Source organism: Variovorax rhizosphaerae (genome assembly GCF_037889975.1).
Classification (GTDB): domain Bacteria; phylum Pseudomonadota; class Gammaproteobacteria; order Burkholderiales; family Burkholderiaceae_C; genus Variovorax; species Variovorax rhizosphaerae.
This window is the reverse complement of sequence record NZ_JBBKZT010000004.1, coordinates 234637-253834: the sequence shown is the minus strand read 5'-3', so window position 1 is coordinate 253834 and position 19198 is coordinate 234637. Positions and strand designations below refer to the sequence as shown.

The following is a 19198-nucleotide window of genomic DNA, read 5'->3' as shown; positions in this document are numbered from 1 at the left end:
TTCTCGTTTGCTAAAGCTTCAACTCGCCTGCTTGCAGGTTGAGACTTTGCTCAACGATTGCAATGGGCTCGGATCGGAGAATTCGATAGATTCTCAGAATGTATTCGCCAATGATCCCCAGCAAGAAGGCGTTGAGTCCGATGCCGAACAGGATCATGAGCTGGATACTCACGAAACCCGGAGGCAGGTCGGGGCGCATCACGCGCAGTGCCACGTAGTACAGGGCCCCGACAAGGCTTCCAAGCAGGATGACGATACCCAAGAATGACGACATCCGGAGCGGCACCGTCGAGTGATTGAACACCGCGGTGAGCCCCAATTGCGTGAGGCGCGAGACATTGAACTTGCTCTCGCCCATTGTCCGGGCATCGCGATCGTAGGCAATGCCGGTCTGGTTGAATCCCAGGCCGGCGATCATGCCGCGCAGGTACGGGTTGGCCGTTCGCAACTTCGCGATGGCGTTGATCACCGCACGATCGACCAACCGGAAGTCCCCCACGTCCCGCGGGATCGGATGTTCGCTGACCTTGTCGATGACCCAATACCCGCACTTGCGAATGAGGTTGAGCAGCATGCCTTCGGGCCGCTTGCGGCGAATGCCATAAACAACGTGGTTCCCTTGCCTCCAGAGCGCAAAGAATTGCTCGAGCATTTCTGGCGGATCTTGCAGATCCGCGTCGATTTGCATCACTGCGTCGCCCCGGGTGTGCAGGTAGTTGGCGAGGATCGAGCTCTGAAATCCGAAATTGCGCGAGAACCTGATGGCGCGGACGCGCGGATCGCCAGCTGCAATCTCCGAAAGGAGTGACCAGGTTTCATCGTCAGAGTGATTGTCCGTGAAGACAAATTCCAGATCGCACCTGTCTGCCATGCGGTCTGCAAGTGCGGTCAGTCGCCCGTAGAGGATTCGGATGTTCCCGGCCTCGTTGAGCACGGGAATGGATATCGACACAAGCGGTCGACGATCAGGCAGGTCGCTGCTGATGTTCATGTTCGCGGTGAAAACTCGACAAGAGTGCTCTCAAGAAGTCAGTGACGCCTTCCAATGCCGGGCGAAAGCTGACCTGTTCACTCCCTTGTGACCGGGATAGTATTGTCGAATAGTTGTCCTGCGCGGGCTCAGGTCGCACCCCCAATCGCAAAAGCTCAGGTTGACCGAGCGCCGCGAAGATGTGTTGCGCAAGCTCACGCAGCGAGCATGGCTCTCCGTGGCTCAGGTGAACCACGCCGATTGCGCCCGCATTGAGCATCGCGCTCAAAGCGGCCACATCATCGTCGATATGGTGGTACTCGCGCAGCTGGCGACCGGGTGACATCTCAAAGGGGGTACCTTCACGAAGCGCGCCATAGAGTTGCCCGAGGAACATGAACGGCGCGGGCTCTCCTCCGCCGTAAAGCGTGTGGATCTGCAGGTGGGTGACCGGTCGGCCCGTCGCAGCCTGGTCGGCAACAAAACGGCCGAGTGCGGCTTTGCTGGCAACGTATGGATTAGGGTGTTCAACGAGCCGTTCCATCACGGTGCCAAAGGTAATCACCCGAAGTCCGAGCTGGCAGGCACTCTCGATGATGTGTGCGGGAAGCTGAAAATTGACACGCGTGTGTTCAGCCTCCGACACGGCGGGATCCAGCAAGCCGGCGGTGACAAACACGCTCGAACCGGGCTCGGCGTTGCGAAAAAAACGCGTGATCGAAGCGCCGGCGTCATCGCGCCACCAATCCTGGTAGGTCGCGCGGTCCAGAACGACGACCTCACCTCGAGGGCAGGACGCCTCGATCGCCCGGCCCAGTCTTCCGCGCCCGCCGATCACATAGATCACGCGTCAATGTCCTCGCGCCATTTCGCGATCTGGCGCAACGTGATTGCCTTCGCATCGTGCGGCGCGGCGTAGTACTCACGATACCAACTTGAAGTTTCGCGGATCACGCGACGGGTGTCCCAGGCCGGTTGCCAGCCCAGCAGATTCCGTGCGAGCGAACTGTCAAGCGCAAGCGCCCGCGCCTCCGGCAATGGGTTGCTCATGAACTCCAGTCTTGGGCGCTTCCATTCTTCGCTCATGAGTTCCAGGACATCGCGCACGGAATACTGCAACGGATCTTGGGGGCCCAGATTCCACGCGCGTGCAAAATCCCCGGCGCGTGGGCCGAGCAATTTCGACATGAGCAAGAGATAGCCGTGCACCAGCGCAAGAACATGCTGCCACGGACGGGTCGCTTCCGGATAGCGGAGCGTCATCAAGCGGTCGTCGACCACGCTGCGGACGAAGTCGGGCACAAGGCGGTCCTCTGACCAATCGCCCCCACCGACGATGTTCCCACCTCGTGCGATGGCAATCGCAGGCCCCTTGCCCTCAGCGAACGGGTAGGACGCCGCATAACTCTGGATCACCATCTCGGCCGCTGCCTTGGATGCGCTGTAAGGGTCCTTGCCTCCGAGCGGATCGTTCTCACGGTAGGGCCAGGGCCATTCCTTGTTGAGGTAGACCTTGTCGGTCGTCACGCACACGACGCCGCGCACGCCAGGCGTCGAGCGCGCCGCTTCGAGTACATGGGCCGTCCCCTGTGCATTGACGTTGAAGGTCAAGAGCGGTTCTCGGTATGAGCGGCGCACCAACGGTTGCGCAGCCAGATGAAGAACCAGTTCGGGCTCGAACGATTTCATTGCGGCGAGAAGCGGCTCGTATTCGCATATGTCGCCGATCGTTCCAGTGATTTCCGACCCTATCCCAGCGGCGGCAAACAACGATGGCGTGGTCTCGGGCGCCAGCGAATAGCCCGCGACCGTTGCGCCCAGCACCTTCAACCAGAGACAAGCCCATCCGCCGGTGAAGCCTGTATGGCCGGTGACAAATACCCTGCGACCGCGCAGATCTGCCTCGAAGCCAGTCGCATCCGTCATCTTTCTCCTCAGCTCGAAATTAGGGCGGTGAAGCACGCCCGGCACGCAGTATCAGTCAAAAATCGGTGCGGCATCCAGTTGCGCAGCGTCCATATCCTTGGCGGAGAGTTTGAGCTCGACGTCCAATTGCGGCCACTGGACATCAATCCGATCATCGTCCCATCGTATGGCCCGCTCGAATAGGGGCGCATAGAAATCCGTCGTCTTGTACAGGAACTCCGCCGAATCGCTCAACACCAGGAATCCATGCGCAAATCCCACGGGCACCCACATCTGCTTGTGGTTGGTCTCGCTCAATTCCTCCCCCACCCAATTGCCAAAGGTCGGTGACGACTTGCGAATATCCACCGCCACGTCGAACACCGCCCCGCGCACGCAGCGCACCAGCTTTCCCTGCGCTTGCTGGATCTGGTAGTGCAACCCTCGCAGCACCCCTTTTGCCGATCGCGAATGGTTGTCCTGCACGAACTCGACATGTTGCCCCACGGCCTCGTCGAAGGCCTTCTGGTTGAAGCTCTCGTAGAAGAAGCCGCGCTCGTCGCCGAAAACCTTCGGTTCGATGACGAGGACTTCCGGGATCGCGGTAGGCGTGACTTTCACGAGCGAACCTCGTCGTTCAGCAGGTGCTTCAGGTACTTGCCGTAGCCGCTCTTCTCCAGCGGGCCAGCGAGCTTGGCGAGTTGCTCGCTGTCGATGAAGCCGTGGCGCCAGGCGATCTCTTCCGGGCAGGCGATCTTGAGCCCTTGCCGGTGCTCCAGCGTCGCGATGAATTGCCCGGCCTCCAGCAGGCTGTCATGAGTGCCGGTGTCAAGCCATGCGTAGCCGCGCTGCATGATCTGCACATTGAGTTGCTGCAGGTCGAGGTAGGCCTGGTTGACGGCCGTGATCTCCAGTTCGCCGCGCGCGCTCGGCTTCACGGCCTTGGCGATGTCGACGACCTGGTTGTCGTAGAAGTACAGGCCCGTCACCGCATAGTTGCTCTTGGGCTGCAGCGGCTTTTCCTCGATGCTGCTGGCCTTGCCATTGGCATCGAAGGCGACCACGCCGTAGCGTTCGGGATCCTGCACGTGGTAGGCGAACACCGTGGCGCCGGCGTCCTTGGCGTCGGCATCGGCCAGCAGGTTCCCAAGGTCATGGCCGTAGAAGATGTTGTCGCCCAGCACCAGCGCGTTGGGGGCATCGCCCAGGAACTTGTCGCCGATGATGAAGGCTTGCGCCAGACCGTCGGGGCTGGGCTGCACTGCGTACTGCAGGTTGATGCCCCACTGGCTGCCATCGCCCAGCAGCTGCTGGAAGCGGGGCGTGTCCTGCGGGGTGCTGATGATGAGGATGTCCCGCATGCCGCCGAGCATGAGCGTGCTCAGGGGGTAGTAGATCATCGGCTTGTCGTACACAGGCAATAGTTGCTTGCTCATGGCCAGCGTGGCCGGATGCAGGCGGGTGCCGGAGCCGCCGGCGAGGATGATGCCCTTGCGCTTCGTTCTTGTTGTCATGGTTTTTTTCGCTTTGTCCCAGGTTCAAAGTGCCTCGCGCAGCATGCGCGCCACGCCCGCCTGCCACTGCGGCAGGTCGAGCCCGAAGGCGGATCGGAACTTGCCCGTGTCCAGCCGTGAGTTGTGCGGCCGCGTGGCTGGCGTCGGGAAGGCGCTGGTCGGCACGGGGTCGACCGTGCCGGGCGACGCCTTCAACTCGACGCCTGCGGCCAGGGCCTGCGCCAGCACGAAGCGCGCATAGCCATTCCAGCTCGTCTCGCCGCCGGCCACCACGTGATAGAGGCCGGACTTGGATGCGTCGCGCACGGTATCCCGGATGGCGTGCGCCGTGACGTCGGCCAGCAGTTCGGCACCGGTCGGCGCGCCGACCTGGTCGTCGATGACGGTGAGGCGGTCGCGTTCCTTTGCGAGCCGCAGCATGGTCTTGGCGAAATTGCCACCGCGCGCGGCATAGACCCAGCTCGTGCGAAAGATCAGGTGCCGGCTGCAGTGCCGTGCCACAAGTTCCTCGCCTTCAAGCTTGGTCTTGCCGTAGATGCTCAGCGGGCCGGTGGCGCTGTCCTCGCGCCAGGGCGCGGTACCGCTGCCATCAAAGACATAGTCGGTGGAGAAGTGGACCATCAGCGCGCCAATCTGCTGCGCCGCCTCGGCCACCACGCCGGGTGAGGTCGCGTTGAGCTTGCGCGCGAGTTCGGGTTCGCCCTCGGCCTTGTCGACTGCGGTGTGCGCGGCGGCATTGACGATGACGTCGGGACGCACCTTGCGCACCGTCTCGGCGAGTTCGTCGGGTCGGCTGAAGTCGGCGTGGAAATCGGTACTGTCGAAATCCAGGGCCACCAGTCCGCCAAGGGGTGCCAGGCTGCGCTGCAATTCCCAGCCCACCTGCCCGCCCTTGCCCAGCAGCAATATCTTCATGCCGATGCCTTGGTGTCGTACTGCTTCTGCACCCACTCGCGGTAGGCGCCGCTTTGCACGTTGCGCACCCACTCGCCATTGGCCAGGTACCACTCGACGGTCTTGCGGATGCCCGTGTCGAAAGTCTCCGCAGGCTTCCAGCCGAGTTCGCGCTCAAGCTTGCGCGCATCGATCGCGTAGCGGCGGTCGTGGCCGGGACGATCCGTGACGTAGCTGATCTGCGCCGCGTAGGGCTTGCCGTCCGCACGGGGCTGCAGTTCGTCGAGCAGCGCGCAGACCGTGTTGACGATCTCGATGTTGGGCTTCTCGTTCCAGCCGCCGACGTTGTAGGTCTCGCCCAGCCGGCCCGCCTCGAGCACGCGGCGGATGGCGCTGCAATGGTCCTTGACGTAAAGCCAGTCGCGCACCTGCATGCCGTCGCCGTACACCGGCAGCGGCTTGCCGGCGAGCGCGTTGACGATCATGAGCGGGATGAGCTTTTCCGGGAAATGGAACGGGCCGTAGTTGTTGGAGCAGTTGGTGGTGACCACCGGCAGCTTGTAGGTGTGGTGCCAGGCGCGCACCAGGTGGTCGCTGGCGGCCTTGCTGGCGGAGTAGGGGCTGTTGGGCTCGTACTTGTTGTCTTCGGTGAAGGCCGGGTCGGTGGCGGACAGCGATCCGTAGACCTCGTCGGTGGACACATGCAGGAAGCGGAACGCCGCCTGCTGCTCCGCCGGCAATGCCGACCAATAACCGCGCACCGATTCGAGCAGGCGGAAGGTGCCGAGCACGTTGGTCTCCACGAAATCCTCGGGCCCGTGGATCGAGCGGTCCACATGCGACTCGGCCGCGAAGTTCACGACGGCGCGCGGCTTGTGCTCGGCCAGCAGCTTGTCGACCAGTGCGCTGTCGCCGATGTCGCCTTGCACGAAGACATGCAGCGGATTGCCCGCGAGCGAGGCCAGCGTCTCGGGGTTGCCGGCATAGGTCAGCTTGTCCAGATTGATGACGGGTTCGCTGCCCTGCGCGACCCAGTCGAGAACGAAATTGGCGCCGATGAAGCCGGCGCCGCCGGTAACCAGAATCATGTGATACCCCGGGTGCAAGAAATTGAAACCGGCCGCCTCTCAGCCGCTGAGCAGGCGATTATCCCTGCGCGGAACACGCTTGCTCGCGACACATCGCCGCCGATGGCTGGTGTCGCGAACACAATAGTTTCAGTTCCTGCGACGGTACTTCGCTGGGGAGTCGCCTTGGGCAAGACTGCGCAAGCACAATCGACCCCATTCTGCGAAACCGCTGCGTGCGTACGATGCCATTGGCCCACCCTCCAAGGCGGGTCCGCGCGTGATGAGTCTTGCAACAACCGCCCTGAAGGAAATTGGACAAATGGCGACACCCAAAGACGACGACAAAGCAGCCGATCGCATCAAGGACTCCGCCCAGCAGATCTGGCTGGCTGGCCTCGGTGCCTTCGCCAAGGCCCAGCAGGAAGGCGCCAAGGCGTTCGAGGCGCTGGTGAAGGACGGCGCAGGCCTGCAAAAGAAGACCCAGCAGGCGGCGGAGGAGACGCTCGCTCAGGCGCAAACCCGCATGGCCGGTCTTGCCACCGAATTCGGCGCCAAGGCAGTCGGCCAGTGGGGCAAGCTGGAGAACATCTTCGAGGACCGCGTGGCCCGCGCACTCGACAATCTCGGCATGCCCTCGGCCGCCGAACTGACAGCCCTGCGCGCGCGCGTGGCCGAACTCGAGGCCGAACTGGCCAGCCTCAAGGCCACGGCCACCCGATCGACAGTGGCGACCAAGAAAGTCTTGAGCCGGCGCATCAAGCGCAGCGGTCCTGCAGATCGCTGATCGCCGACCCGCGGGCGGGCGCATCGACGATTCCTGCGCCAGCCCGTGCCGCATGCGACGCGGTTTGCGCTAGAGTCGCCGCAGAGTCAAAAAACCGGGGCTACGACATGGCCAAGAAGGCGCCACGCCGCACTGCGCAACGCATCCTGGAGGCGGCGCTCGACCTGTTCAACCGCTTCGGCGAACCGAACGTGTCGACCACGCTCGTCGCGGCCGAACTCGGCATCAGCCCCGGCAACCTCTACTACCACTACCCGGCCAAGGACGCGCTGATCAACCGCTTGTACGAGGACTACGAGTTGGAGCTGGACGAACTGCTGCAAGCCAGCGAGGGCGTGAACGACGTGGAGGACGCGTGGTTCTTCATGCACAGCCTGTTCGAGCTGATCTGGCGCCATCGTTTCCTGTACCGCGACCTGAACGACCTGCTGAGCAAGAACCGCCTGCTGGAGACGCGCTTCCAGCTCGTGCTGGACAAGAAGGCCCGCGCCATCCGCGCGCTGCTCGCCGGCATGGCGCGCGCCGGCCACCTGGAGATCGACCTGCGCGAAGTGGAAGCGTTGTCGCGAAGCATGGTCGTGGTGCTGACCTACTGGCTCAGCTACGAGTACGTGCGCAATCCGCGCCAGGCGCTGGAGCCGGCGCACGCCCAGGCTGCCTTGCTGCGCGGTGCCCTGCATACGCTGCACCTGCTGGCGCCCTACCTGGCGCCTGTGCAGCGCAGCTATCTTCTGACATTGAGTGATGCCTATGCCACCGACGAAGACGAAGACGAGGCCTTGACAGCTTGACCACTCCTCCCGCCAACACCCGAGCCCAGTCGCTGTTGACGCCCGCAGGACCCTCGGCGCGCCCGTGGGCGCCGTTGCCCTACAGCGATGTCGCGCGCTTCGACGCCGGCAACCTGCACTTGCATTGGACCCGGCTGCACGCCGGCCAAGGCCTGCCGCCGCCCCCGCCAGGGCCGTTGGCCGAAGGCTGGGCGCTGTACCACAGTGGTGAGTTCGAGCGGGCGGTCGCGCTGGGCCTGGCGCAGGGCGTGGAAGGGCATGCGCTGGCCAACCAGGCCACTGCCATCTACGCCAACTACGTCGAGCCGCGCGAAGGCACCCGGCTGGCGCTGTTCCGCGAAGTCGCCGATCGCGCGGCGGCACAGTTGGCGCAGGAGCCCGACAACTGCCATGCGCTCTATTGGCAGTCCTACGCGCTCGGCAACTACAGCCAGGGCATCAGCGTCGCAAGGGCCCTGGCGCAAGGCCTCGGCAGCAAGGTCAAGCACATGCTGGAGCGTGTCATCGAACTGCAGCCTGACCATGCCGATGCGCACATCCAGTTGGGCGTCTTCCATGCGGAGGTCATCGACAAGGTCGGCCCGCTCGTCGCCCGCATGACGTACGGCGTGCGCGCCGACGCAGCAATGCGACTGTTCGAGCGCGGCCTCGAACTGCATCCCGGCTCCGCCCTCGGGCTCATGGAGTACGCGCGCGGGCTGCTGATGCTGCAAGGCGACAACCTGCTGCCCGAAGCCACCCGGCTCTACGAGCAAGCGGCGGCGATCCAGCCCATCGACGCACGCGAGCGGCTGGAAGTGGAGTTGGCGCGCGCCGGGCTCGAGGACTGAAGTTCAACGGCTCGCTGGACATGCGGGAGCGGACAGCCGGACGTAGAGGATGCGAAGGTTCCGCGCCGAACGCGACGAGAAGACAAGGAAAAAGCCAAGGGAACTCTTTTGCGACTATTGCAGAAGTCTCCTCGGCGTTCGGCTGCCCGATCCCGGATCCCTCCGCCTGACTCCAGAAGGCGTCACTGCCTGCTGAGACAATGCGCCGCATGACCGATCTCCAGACCCGCTTCGAAGCTGCCCACGCCAATTCCAAACTGCTCTCCGAACGCCCGGACAACCCGACCTTGTTGAAGATCTACGGCCTGTACAAGCAAGCCTCCGCCGGCGACAACGTCGAGAAGAAGCCGGCCTTCAGCGACTTCGTGGCCCGCGCCAAGTGGGACGCATGGACCGCACGCAAGGGCATGAGCGCCGACGATGCCAAGCAGGGCTACATTGACCTGATCGAGTCGCTTCGCTGAAGGGCAACGCGAACTCCCGTCGGCTTACGCCACGATGCCGCGCGACCGCAGGTTCGCGATCTGTTCGTCCTTCAATCCCATCTCGCGCAGCACGGCATCGGAGTCTTCGCCCAAGGCCGGCGCCGCGCGCCGATAGGTCGCGGGCGTCACCGACAACTTGGGCACGAAGCCCGGCAGCGCAAGCGTGCTGCCGTCCGCCTGGGGCGTCTGCTGCAGCATGCCGCGCGCGGCGTAGTGCGGATCGGCTGCGATGTCGGCCACCGTGTAGATGCGGCCCGCCGGTACATGCGCAGCCTCGAGCGCGGCCAGCACCTCGGAAACGGTTCGCGAAGCCGCCCAGTCACCGATGGCCGCATCGATCATCTGCACCTGCGCCACGCGGCCGGCGTTGCTGGCGAGCGTCGGATCGGCCGCGAGGTCGGCGCGGCCGATGCACTGCATGAGGCGGCGGAAGATGCTGTCCCCGTTGCCGGCCACGATGGCATAGCCGTCGCGGCAGCGGTAGGCGTTGCTCGGCGCGATGCCCGGTAGTGCGCTGCCGGCCGCCTCGCGCACCGCGCCGAACGCGCTGTATTCGGGCAGCAGGCTTTCCATGCAATTGAACACCGCCTCGTAAAGCGCCACGTCGATGACCTGGCCCTGGCCCTTCGGCATCGCCGCGCTCGCCGTGGTGTGGCGATGGTGCAACGCCAGCAGCACGCCGATCACGCCGTGCAGCGAGGCCAGCGTATCGCCGATCGACACGCCCACGCGCACCGGCACCCGGCCTGGCTCGCCCGTCAGATGACGCAAACCACCCATGGCTTCGGCCACCACGCCGAAACCGGGTCGGTCGCGGTAGGGCCCGGTCTGGCCGTAGCCACTGATGCGCAGCATGACCAGCGACGGGTTCAGCGCAAGCAGCGCTTCCGGGCCCAGGCCCCAGCCCTCCATTGCGCCCGGCCTGAAGTTCTCGATCAGCACATCGGCCTCGGTCGCGAGTTGCCGCACGATGGCTTGCGCCTCCGGCTCACGCAGATCCAGCGCCAGCGAGCGCTTGTTGCGCGACTGCGCCTGCCACCAGACGGAAGTGCCGTCTTTCAGCATGCGCCACTGGCGCAAGGGATCGCCGGCGCCGGGCGGCTCGATCTTGACGACCTCGGCTCCGAAGTCGGCCAGCGTGCGGGCGGCGAACGGCCCGGCGATGAGTTGCCCCAGCTCGACCACGCGCAATCCCGACAAGGGTCCGGCGGCCGGCGTGCAGAGGGGCGGAATGCCAGTGTCTTGCATGGCCGAGAGTGTGCATGTGCGCCAGCCCGGCATCGTGTAAACCTAAAGTACGCACAAGGGGAAACACCTAGTGGCGTGCAGCTTGTGACCTTTGGCACTCATCCCTACAGTGCGTTGAAACCGCGCTCGCACGCGGAGGCACTTAGGGAGGGCATTGGCATGCTGCCAGATAGAGAAGTCGTTAATTTGTCGCGGGACGAGTCTTTCACCGCGAGGGTGGTGAGCTACCCGAGCCCAGCCGCACGCTGGCACTTTCATCCGGAATTCGAGATCCACCTGATCCTGGAAACCGAGGGGGTGTACTTCGTCGGCGACCATATCGGGCGCTTCGAACCGGGTCACCTTGTGATGATGGGGCCGGACCTGCCGCACAACTGGATCGGCGACCTGCCGGCGGATGGTGCGGCTGACCAGCGCGGCATCATGGTGCAGTTTGGCGCGTCGCTGGCCGACGGCATGGTGCGCACCTTTCCGGAGTTCCGCAAACTGGCTCCGCTGCTCGGCGAGGCCAACGCCGGGCTGGTGTTTAGCACGTCGACCGCGACGTCGGCCAAGCCGATCATGGAAGAACTGGTTGGGGCGACCGGGCTGCGCCGGGTGGCGCTGCTGTTGTCGCTGTTCGAGCTGCTTTTCGCCGACACCCAGCGCCGCCGCCTTGCCAGTGCCAACTACAAGCCGGAGGCGCGATCCTTCATGTCGCATGCGATCAACCACGTGCTGGCGCACATCGGACAGAACCTGCATACCGAACTGCGCGAGCCGGTGCTCGCCGGCCTTGTGGGGCGCAGCCCGAGCGCGTTCTCGCGGGCCTTTCGCAAGCACACCGGCCAGTCATTCGTGCGCTATGTGAACGAGCTGCGGATCAGCCGCGCCTGCGAACTCCTGGCGCACAGCGAGCGGCCGGTGCTGGACGTGTGCCTGGACGTCGGGTTCAACAACCTGTCGAACTTCAACCGCCAGTTCCTGATGCAGAAAAGCATGCCGCCGTCCAAGTTCCGGCGGCACCATCGCATGCAGGCGGCCGCGTCCTCCGAGGGCGGCTACTCTGCCGCGGCGTGACGACGGGCCGGCAGGAGCCGGGCTCGGCGGCCGCAACCCCTGGGAAGGAGGGGTGAAGATTTCGTAGCGAGGGCGCCGAGGTCGGGTTGAGGACCGGAACCGCACTCTCGTGCGGTGAGGACCGCAGACCCGAGATCGGTGGCCGCAGTAGAAAGATTCGCCCCTTCTTCAGCCCGATTTGTCCGCGTCGCCGAGCAGTTCGTCGAGGTTGCGCGTGATCTGCTCCTCGATCTGCCGGGTGTAGGACTCCATCAGGAAGCCCAGCGTCATGCGCAGGGAGAAGTTGTCCTCGGTCACCCTCAGCGTGCCATCCGCCCCGGGACGCGAGAACTTGGCGGTGTCGCTGACCCAGCCTTCGGAATACTTGCAGTCCATGCCGTATTCGCTCTCGACCTTCGTGAGCCAGCCCCGCGCGACTTCGCGCGCACGCTCGATGCCCAAGGTGTGATTGCGTTCAATGTGGATCTCAGACACCGGGCTTTCCGTTCTCGTAAGTCATGTTTTTCAGGGCCTCCTCGCGTTGGTTCTTGGGCAGCTTGGCAAGCTTCGCGGCAGCCGCATGGAATCGCTGCCAGTCGCGGCCCTCGCGTTCGTACAACGCCTCGAAGGCCGGCACCAGGTCATCGTAAACCGCCTGCGCGCCGAACATCGCATTATTCGCGCGCGCAACCCAGCGATCGTAAGCGCCTTGCTGCGGGCCACTCCAACCCGCACGCAAACCGGCGTAACGCGCGCGAAACTCTTCCAGTGCCGCCTGCTTTTGCGCGTCCACCCTAGGCCAGTCGCGGGTCACGTCGTTGCTGGCTTCACCGGTGTCATAGATGGCCTCCAGGCGGCGGCGAGTTTCAAGGGCAAGCTGGCGAAACTGCTGGCGGCGCTGGTCGAACTGCGCGTACTCGGCACGCGCCGCGTCGCTGGCCTGGGTGGCGAGCCAGCGCGCGCCGCCGATGCGCTCCACCGCGGTGGCGTAGGACTCGTTGAAGGCGGTGTCGCCCGGCACGTAGAGGACCTGGTGGGCCAGTTCGTGAAACATCAGGCGGGCCAGTTCGCCTTCGGGGTAGCCGATGAAGGTGGACAGCAGCGGGTCGCCGCCGGCCCAGTCGAGCCAGCCCAGCGTCGAGTAGGCCGGGACCGGGTACACACCGGCCTCGAGGCCTTCGGCACGTTGCGTTGCGGCCTCCGCCAAAGCATCGGCTTCCATGTAGTAACCCCGGTAGCCGACGCAGCCCGCCACGGGGAAACACCAGGTCTTGAGCTTGAGCGAATACGGCGGCGCGGCGACCACGTTCCAGACGGCCGCGGCGCGATGCAGGTCGGCGTACCCGGTGTAGCTGGCGTTGTCCGGCAGCGCGAGCTCCGTCACGGCAAAGCGCCGCATGCGCTGCGTGAGCGCCAGCTTGTCGCGCAGCGCGGCGGAGGTGCTCGGGTCGGCCAGCCATTGCGGCACCGGCCTGGCCGCGCGCATCAGGTCGAGGTGGCCGCTGGCCGACTGCCAGTAATAGCCCAGGTTGCTGCAACCCGCGAGTGATGCCAGGGTGCCGGCGGCCACGGCCAGCAGCAGCCATGCGGCCTTGCGGCGGCGCGTCATGATGCGGCGGAAGGCCCGCCGTCGCGCTCGACCTGCACCAGGCAATCGTAGAAGGTCGGGCCGCGGCCGATGTCGGTGAGGCGCTGGCTGGTGAGCTGGTTGACGTTGGTGCCGTCCAGGCCGAGCTTGCGCCACCAGATGCCCAAGCCGTGCACCACACCGGCACGCGCGCGACGCGAGACCTCGGCGCGGCAGCGGTATTCGCCGCGCGCGTTGAAGACGCGCACGATCGCGCCGTCATCGATGCCACGCGCGGCGGCGTCGTCGGCATGGATCTCGAGCAGCGGCTCGCCCTCGATCGCACGCAGGCTGCGCACGTTGACGAAACTGGAGTTGAGGAAGTTGCGCGCCGGCGGGGAGATCATGGCCAGCGGGTAGTCGGGCGAACTGCCGGCGGGCTCGTAGTTGGGCACGTGGTCGGGCAGGCCGTCCTGGCCCATGGCGGCCAGGCGCGCGCTGAAGAATTCGCACCGGCCCGAGGGCGTGGGGAAGTTGCCCTCGGCATAGGGCGCATCGGGCAGCCGCAGGGTCGTGAAGCCCTGCGCTTCCAGTTCGTCGAAGTCGATCACGCCGGCTGCAAAGGCCTGGCGGCAGATCGTTTCATCGTCGTCCGAGAAGCATGGTTCGGTGAAGCCCATGCGCCGCGCCAGTTCGCGGAAGACCCAGGCGTTGCTGCGCGCCTCGCCGCGCGGGGCGATGGCCGGGCGATTGAGCAGCACGTCGGTGTGGCCATAGCTGGTGTGGATGTCCCAATGCTCCAGCTGCGTGGTGGCGGGCAGCACGTAGTCGGCGTAGTCGGCGGTGTCGGTCTGGAACTGCTCCATGACCACCGTGAACAGGTCCTCGCGCGCAAAGCCGGCGACCACCTTGCTGGAGTCCGGCGCGATGGCGACGGGGTTGCTGTTGTAGACGATGAGGACATCGACCGGACGCACCGTGTCGTTCAAGGCGTCGCCGATGGTGGTCATGTTGATGGTGCGCGGCGTGCGGCCGGCCAGAAGGTCGGGGCGTTGCAGTGCCGCGCGATCGATCGGGTACAGGCCCGACGAACTCAGCAGCACACCGCCCGCGCGATGGCGCCATGCACCGGTCAACGCCGGCAGACAGGCAATGGCGCGCGCCGCATTGCCGCCGCCGCGCACGCGCTGCATGCCGTAGTTCATGCGGATCGCGGCTGGCAGGGTCGTGCCGTAGGCCTGCGCCAGCGCGACGATCTGCGCCTCGGGTACGCCGCAGACCTGTGCGGCACGCGACGGGGGCCATTGCAAGGCGCGCTCCCGCAGGCGATCCCAGCCCAGCGTGTGCTTGTCGATGTAGTCGTGGTCGAGCCAGTCGTGCACGATCAATTCGTGCATCAGCGCCAGCGCCAGCGCGGCGTCGGTGCCCGGTAGCAAGGCGATGTGCTCGTCGCACTTGTCGGCGGTTTCGGTCTTGCGCGGGTCGATGCAGACCAGGCGCGCTCCATTGCGCCTGGCGGCCTGCGCATGGCGCCAGAAGTGCAGGTTGCTGCCGATCGAGTTGCTGCCCCAGATCAGGATCAGCTTCGACTCGGCAAAGAATTCGACCCGCATTCCGACCTTGCCGCCCAAGGTGAAACTCAAGGCTTCAGCACCCGCGGTGGAGCAGATGGTGCGGTCGAGTTGCGACGCGCCGAGCTTGTTGAAGAAGCGACGGTCCATCGATTCGCCCTGCACCAGACCCATGGTTCCGGCATAGCTGTAGGGCAAGATAGTTTCCGGATGTTTCACCACTTTCAGTCGCGCGGCGATGGCGTCCAGCGCCACATCCCATGTCACCGGGGTGAACTGGCCGGACCCCTTTGGGCCTGAGCGGCGCAAAGGGGTCGTCAAGCGTTCGGCGTGTTCGGTGCGCTCGATGTAGCGCGAGACCTTGGTGCACAGGACGCCCGCGGTGTGCGGGTGGTTCGGGTTGCCTTGCAGCTTGACGGCGATGCCGTCCTGCACGGTGGTGACCAGCGCGCAGGTGTCGGGGCAGTCGTGCGGGCAGGCGCCGAGCACGGTCGTTTTTTCAGGGGTCGCCGGGGCAGTGAGCATCGGCCGAGTCTAGTGATTTGTACGTGCCAGGTGATGGCAGTGGGGTTGGGCAGCCAATCAGGTCAGGAAATCAGGCCGTCAGCCCATTCACCGCCTGGAACATCGCCTGCCGCGCCTGGCTGATGATCTGCCCCTTCCACGCATCGGTGTCCGTGTAGAACGCGTCCATCATCTGCGCGTGGATCGTGTCGGCCACTTCGGGTGCGGCACCGGGATGCGCGTGCAGCCAATGGTCGGCGCGCAAGGCTCCCATCACTTCGAGCAGCGGTTGCGTGCCGTATTCCAGCGCGATGGCGGTGAACTCCGCCTGCGGACATTCCTCGTAGACCGCGTTCATCATGAGCCCGGTCAGCAAGGCCGATGTCGACGAGCCGTCGTAGATCGACGTGACCGGCGCCGTCTCGCTGCCCCACCAGGCGTTGGCACGGGCATAGGCGGCCTTGTCGTCGCGGCAGGCGAAGATGCGCTCACCGATGCCGTTCGGCCCCAGGCCCGTGTGCAGGTCGATCCAGGCCAGGCGCTGCGCCGACTGGCCGCAGGTCCTCAGCACCTTGCGAAATGTGGTGTTGCTCCAGGTCGGCGCCTTGCCGCCAAAGAACAGGCCGTCGTCGTGCTGGTACTGCCCGCCGGTGATGGCAAGCTGGTAGGCCGCCAGGCCGTGCTTCTCGATCCATGCCCCGATCTCGGCTTGGTTGGTGGGCGCGGGCGGCCACTCCTTGGGCAGGAGGAGCTTGTGCAACTTGTCGTAGGCGGTGTTGACCGGCACCGGCTGCGCGAAGTCGACGAAGTTCCGATTCAAGTCGACGTTCTCCTGCGTCACGCGGCGACGGTGCGAAAAGCCATGCGGGTTCAGCGCATGGACATACAGCACCGCGACACCGGCCGCATGCGCCTTGTCGCGCCATTCGGCATCGTGGAGCGCGAAGGATTGGACGCCGCTGCCGCAATAGCCCTCGACGCCATGGCATGCGCTGGTGACGATCAACAGCAGCGCCGCATCGGCCGCGCCATCGAGCGCGACATCCATCGCCAGGTCTTCACCCTCGCGGCCCTTGAGTGGGTGCGGATGCGTGTCGACCCTGAGGCCGGCGGTCACGCAGCCCTGGAGGAACTTGCGGCGGGCTTCGGCGTAGGTGGGCGAGAAAGCCTCGACAACGCCGATCATGTCCCGCGCCCCCACGCTCGGCACTGCGTGTCCTCGCTGCCCCCCGAGGCGCTCATACCGTTGCACCACCAGGCTTCAGGAACTGCTCGGCCAGGCTCACCCAGCAGGTCGCCCCCAGCGGAATCAACTCGTCGTTGAAGTCATAGCTCGCGTTGTGCAACGTGCAGGGTCCGCCACCGTGGTGCAGGTCCCGGTGCGCGCCGTCGCCGTTGCCGATGAAGGCATAGGCGCCCGGCTTGGCTTGCAGCATGAAAGAGAAGTCCTCGGCGGTCATGGCCGGGTCCTGCGGCAGCACGTTCTCCTCGCCGACGATGCCGGCCATCACGCGGCGCGCGAAGTTGGCTTCGTCGGGGGTGTTGATGGTGGGCGGGTAGTTGCGCACGAACTCGAACTCGCATTCCGCGTTGTGCACCGCGCACAAGCCTTCGGCGATCTGCTTCATGCGCGATTCGATCAGGTCCAGCACCTCCAGCATGAAGGTGCGCACCGTGCCGCGCATTTCGACGTTGTTCGGGATCACGTTGACCGCCTCGCCGGCATGGAACATCGTGACCGAGATGACGCCCGCGTCGGTCGGCTTCTTGTTGCGCGTGAGGATGGTCTGGAAGGCCTGCACCATCTCGCAGCCGATCGGCACCGGGTCGATGCCGGTGTGCGGCAGCGCCGCATGGCCGCCCTTGCCGCGGATGACGATGCGGAACTCGTTGCTCGACGCCATGCACGGGCCGGGGCTCACGGCGAACTGGCCGGCCTTCATGCCGGGCCAGTTGTGCATGCCGAACACGGCCTCCATCGGGAACTGCTCGAACAGCCCCTCCTTGATCATCTCGCGCGCGCCGCCGCCGCCCTCTTCCGCCGGCTGGAAGATCAGGTAGACGGTGCCGTCGAAATTGCGATTCTTCGCCAGGTGCTGCGCGGCCGCGAGCAGCATCGCGGTGTGGCCGTCGTGGCCGCAGGCGTGCATCTTGCCGTGGTGCTTGCTGGCATGTTCGAAGGTGTTGAGCTCCGTCACGGGCAGTGCGTCCATGTCGGCACGCAGGCCGATGGCACGGCCGCTGGTGCCGTTCTTGACGATGCCGACGACCCCGGTGGTGCCAAGCCCGCGATGGATCGGGATGCCCCATTCGGTGAGCTTGGCGGCGACCACGTCGGCCGTGCGCACCTCCTGGAAACACAACTCGGGATGGGCATGCAGGTCGCGTCGTACCGCGGCGATGCCGGCCGCCTGGGTGACGAGGGAATCGATGAGTTTCATGGTGGGGGACAGTCTAGGCTTTGCCGCGAATGCTCGCAAAGGCCCGGCTCGATTCCCCGCTTGCCACTACTTAACAGGCCGGGCGTGTTCGTCGCGAGGACGCCTGGCTTCTCAGCGACCTGTGTCCTTCAGCCAAGCCGCGCGCGCCGCCAGCGCGGTGTCGGTGAAGTCAGTAAACACACCGTCCACGCCGAGCCGGTAGTACGCGAGGTACTCGTTCTTCGGGTCGCCCTTGTAGTCGCTGGCCAGGCGGCGGCTCTCGTTGCGGAAGGTGAAAGGATGCACGAACAGGCCGGCCTTGTGCGCGTCGACCACCAGCGTGGTCGGCGCCATGGAGGTCGAGTCGGCGTCGTTGAGCTTGCCGTCGCCGTTGATGTCGACCTGCTTGCCATCGGCGCCGATGGTTCCCCGGGTGCTGATGATGTAGCGCTTCCACGGGCCGATGCCGTCGGCATAGGTGGCGATCTCGGCCAGGCCCGCGGGCGTGACCATCACGGCGAAGGTGCGCTTGTCGCCGGCCTTGGTCCATTCCCAGGGGCGCTCCACCGGCACCGCATAGGTCATGGCGCCGGTCTTCGGGTCGATGCCGTCGCCGTCGATCAGCTGGATCAGCTTCGTCTTCAGGCCCTTGCCCTTCATGTACTTGAGGCTGCCGGGCTCGAAGGACTGCACGAACACCGGCGCCGCCTTGCTGTTGAGGCCGGCCTTGTCGAGCATGGCGATGAGCTTGTCTTCCATCGGCAGGCCCAGGTCGCGGAACCAGGTCGGGTTCTTGGTCTCCGGGTAGATGGCGATGGGGCGGCCGGTTTCCTTCTGTTTCGCGGCGGCCAGGTCGAGCACTTCCTGGAAGGTCGGGATCTTGTAGCGGCCGTTGAACTGCTGCGGGCGCTCGGGGTCGGTGGAGATCGCGCCGAGCGTCTTGATCTCGGCCAGCGTGAAGTCCTGGCTGAACCAGCCGGTCTGCGTTTCGCCGTCGACCTGCATGGTCTTCTTGCGCGAGGCGAACTCGGGCTTGGTGGCGACGTCGGTGCTGAGCGCGAGGTTGGGGTCGTGGCGCGTGATGAGCACGCCATCCTTGGTGACGATGAGGTCCATCTCGATCACGTCGGCGCCGAGTTCGATGGCGCGGGCGTAGGCCTCGATGGTTTCCTCCGGGACGTAGCCGGAGGCGCCGCGGTGCGCCACTACCAGCGGCGGGCGGCCGTCGAGCGTGGGCAAGGGCCGGGGGCCAACGCTGGCCGTGGTGCAAGCGCCCAATGCGGCCAGCGCCGCGGCGGACAAGGCCATCGACACCGCGCGTGCGGCGGGGGATGCGGCGGGGGATGCGGCGGGGGATGCGGCGGGGGATGCGACAGGGATTGCGGAAGGCATGGCGCGCATGGCTTTTCTCTTTCTTTCGCTAAGGAAGACCACAGCCTACCCGCCTCATGTGTCAGCGCCTGTCACGGCGCACCCGGCCCGGCGCTTTTCTCCTCCGGATGGGGGATGACACCCAATACCGACGGCCAGGAATTCGAGAACGAACTCACACGCGGCCACCGGGCGTCGCACGCGGGCGCCGAAGCGCCCCCACTTCCGGGAGAATG

19 protein-coding genes are annotated in these 19198 nt (G+C 65.4%); 5 read left to right on the top strand and 14 right to left on the bottom strand.

The features are described 5' to 3' along the window. Window positions 1-10: 10 nt before the first annotated feature. From WKW82_RS10415 to rfbB, 7 genes are read right to left on the bottom strand one after another with little or no spacing between them, the layout of a single operon-like run. Window positions 11-991 (bottom strand): glycosyltransferase family 2 protein, encoded by a 981-nt coding sequence (locus WKW82_RS10415; RefSeq protein WP_340342212.1) that lies wholly within the window; start codon window positions 989-991, stop codon window positions 11-13. After that, window positions 966-1817, bottom strand: coding sequence for an NAD-dependent epimerase/dehydratase family protein (locus WKW82_RS10410; RefSeq protein WP_340342211.1), 852 nt, complete (start codon window positions 1815-1817; stop codon window positions 966-968). Before WKW82_RS10410 ends, WKW82_RS10415 begins: the two co-directional genes overlap by 26 nt. Beyond that, window positions 1814-2896: a CDP-glucose 4,6-dehydratase gene (gene rfbG, locus WKW82_RS10405; RefSeq protein WP_340342210.1), complete on the bottom strand. Its 1083-nt coding sequence runs from the start codon at window positions 2894-2896 to the stop codon at window positions 1814-1816. Before rfbG ends, WKW82_RS10410 begins: the two co-directional genes overlap by 4 nt. Before the next feature lie 51 nt (window positions 2897-2947). Continuing rightward, the gene (gene rfbC, locus WKW82_RS10400; protein ID WP_340342209.1) at window positions 2948-3496 is read right to left on the bottom strand and encodes a dTDP-4-dehydrorhamnose 3,5-epimerase; all 549 of its coding nucleotides are present in this window, start codon (window positions 3494-3496) and stop codon (window positions 2948-2950) included. Further along, window positions 3493-4389 carry a glucose-1-phosphate thymidylyltransferase RfbA gene (gene rfbA, locus WKW82_RS10395; RefSeq protein ID WP_340342208.1) on the bottom strand — a complete coding sequence of 299 codons (897 nt, stop codon included), beginning with the start codon at window positions 4387-4389 and terminating at the stop codon, window positions 3493-3495. Before rfbA ends, rfbC begins: the two co-directional genes overlap by 4 nt. A 24-nt stretch (window positions 4390-4413) precedes the next feature. Next, complete coding sequence (gene rfbD / locus WKW82_RS10390) at window positions 4414-5304, bottom strand: dTDP-4-dehydrorhamnose reductase (protein WP_340342207.1); 891 nt, start codon at window positions 5302-5304, stop codon at window positions 4414-4416. Beyond that, window positions 5301-6371 carry a dTDP-glucose 4,6-dehydratase gene (gene rfbB, locus WKW82_RS10385; protein WP_340342206.1) on the bottom strand — a complete coding sequence of 357 codons (1071 nt, stop codon included), beginning with the start codon at window positions 6369-6371 and terminating at the stop codon, window positions 5301-5303. Before rfbB ends, rfbD begins: the two co-directional genes overlap by 4 nt. A gap of 301 nt (window positions 6372-6672) precedes the next feature. On the opposite strand from rfbB, the gene WKW82_RS10380 reads away from it, so the two are divergent. The 4 genes from WKW82_RS10380 to WKW82_RS10365 all read left to right on the top strand — a co-directional run bounded on the left by WKW82_RS10380 (window position 6673) and on the right by WKW82_RS10365 (window position 9222). After that, on the top strand, window positions 6673-7137 hold the full coding sequence (locus WKW82_RS10380; RefSeq protein WP_340342205.1) for a phasin family protein: 465 nt from the start codon (window positions 6673-6675) through the stop codon (window positions 7135-7137). Between the two features lie 107 nt (window positions 7138-7244). After that, complete coding sequence (locus WKW82_RS10375) at window positions 7245-7928, top strand: TetR/AcrR family transcriptional regulator (protein WP_340342204.1); 684 nt, start codon at window positions 7245-7247, stop codon at window positions 7926-7928. 32 nt (window positions 7929-7960) lie between these two features. Beyond that, window positions 7961-8758 carry a tetratricopeptide repeat protein gene (locus WKW82_RS10370; RefSeq protein WP_422823458.1) on the top strand — a complete coding sequence of 266 codons (798 nt, stop codon included), beginning with the start codon at window positions 7961-7963 and terminating at the stop codon, window positions 8756-8758. Between the two features lie 209 nt (window positions 8759-8967). After that, window positions 8968-9222 (top strand): acyl-CoA-binding protein, encoded by a 255-nt coding sequence (locus WKW82_RS10365; protein ID WP_340342202.1) that lies wholly within the window; start codon window positions 8968-8970, stop codon window positions 9220-9222. A 24-nt stretch (window positions 9223-9246) separates the two neighbouring features. Here WKW82_RS10365 and WKW82_RS10360 read toward each other — a convergent pair whose 3' ends face one another. Then, window positions 9247-10491, bottom strand: coding sequence for a CaiB/BaiF CoA transferase family protein (locus WKW82_RS10360; RefSeq protein ID WP_340342201.1), 1245 nt, complete (start codon window positions 10489-10491; stop codon window positions 9247-9249). Between the two features lie 75 nt (window positions 10492-10566). On the opposite strand from WKW82_RS10360, the gene WKW82_RS10355 reads away from it, so the two are divergent. Then, on the top strand, window positions 10567-11550 hold the full coding sequence (locus tag WKW82_RS10355) for an AraC family transcriptional regulator (protein ID WP_340342200.1): 984 nt from the start codon (window positions 10567-10569) through the stop codon (window positions 11548-11550). Between the two features lie 168 nt (window positions 11551-11718). Here WKW82_RS10355 and WKW82_RS10350 read toward each other — a convergent pair whose 3' ends face one another. From WKW82_RS10350 to WKW82_RS10325, 6 genes are all read right to left on the bottom strand, one after another. Beyond that, a complete protein-coding gene (locus tag WKW82_RS10350; RefSeq protein WP_340342199.1) occupies window positions 11719-12024 on the bottom strand; it encodes a polyhydroxyalkanoic acid system family protein in 306 nt (101 codons plus the stop codon). Then, entirely contained in the window at window positions 12017-13138 is a 1122-nt protein-coding gene (locus tag WKW82_RS10345; protein ID WP_340342198.1) for an aminopeptidase, read from the bottom strand. The genes WKW82_RS10350 and WKW82_RS10345 overlap by 8 nt, the downstream gene beginning before the upstream one ends. Then, entirely contained in the window at window positions 13135-15192 is a 2058-nt protein-coding gene (locus tag WKW82_RS10340; RefSeq protein ID WP_340342197.1) for a molybdopterin-containing oxidoreductase family protein, read from the bottom strand. Before WKW82_RS10340 ends, WKW82_RS10345 begins: the two co-directional genes overlap by 4 nt. A 70-nt stretch (window positions 15193-15262) precedes the next feature. Next, a complete protein-coding gene (locus tag WKW82_RS10335) occupies window positions 15263-16357 on the bottom strand; it encodes a M14 family metallopeptidase (RefSeq protein ID WP_340342196.1) in 1095 nt (364 codons plus the stop codon). A 52-nt stretch (window positions 16358-16409) separates the two neighbouring features. Beyond that, window positions 16410-17612: a M20 aminoacylase family protein gene (locus tag WKW82_RS10330; protein ID WP_340342195.1), complete on the bottom strand. Its 1203-nt coding sequence runs from the start codon at window positions 17610-17612 to the stop codon at window positions 16410-16412. Window positions 17613-17723: 111 nt separating this feature from the next. Then, on the bottom strand, window positions 17724-18899 hold the full coding sequence (locus WKW82_RS10325; protein ID WP_340342425.1) for a glycerophosphodiester phosphodiesterase: 1176 nt from the start codon (window positions 18897-18899) through the stop codon (window positions 17724-17726). Window positions 18900-19198: the final 299 nt, after the last annotated feature.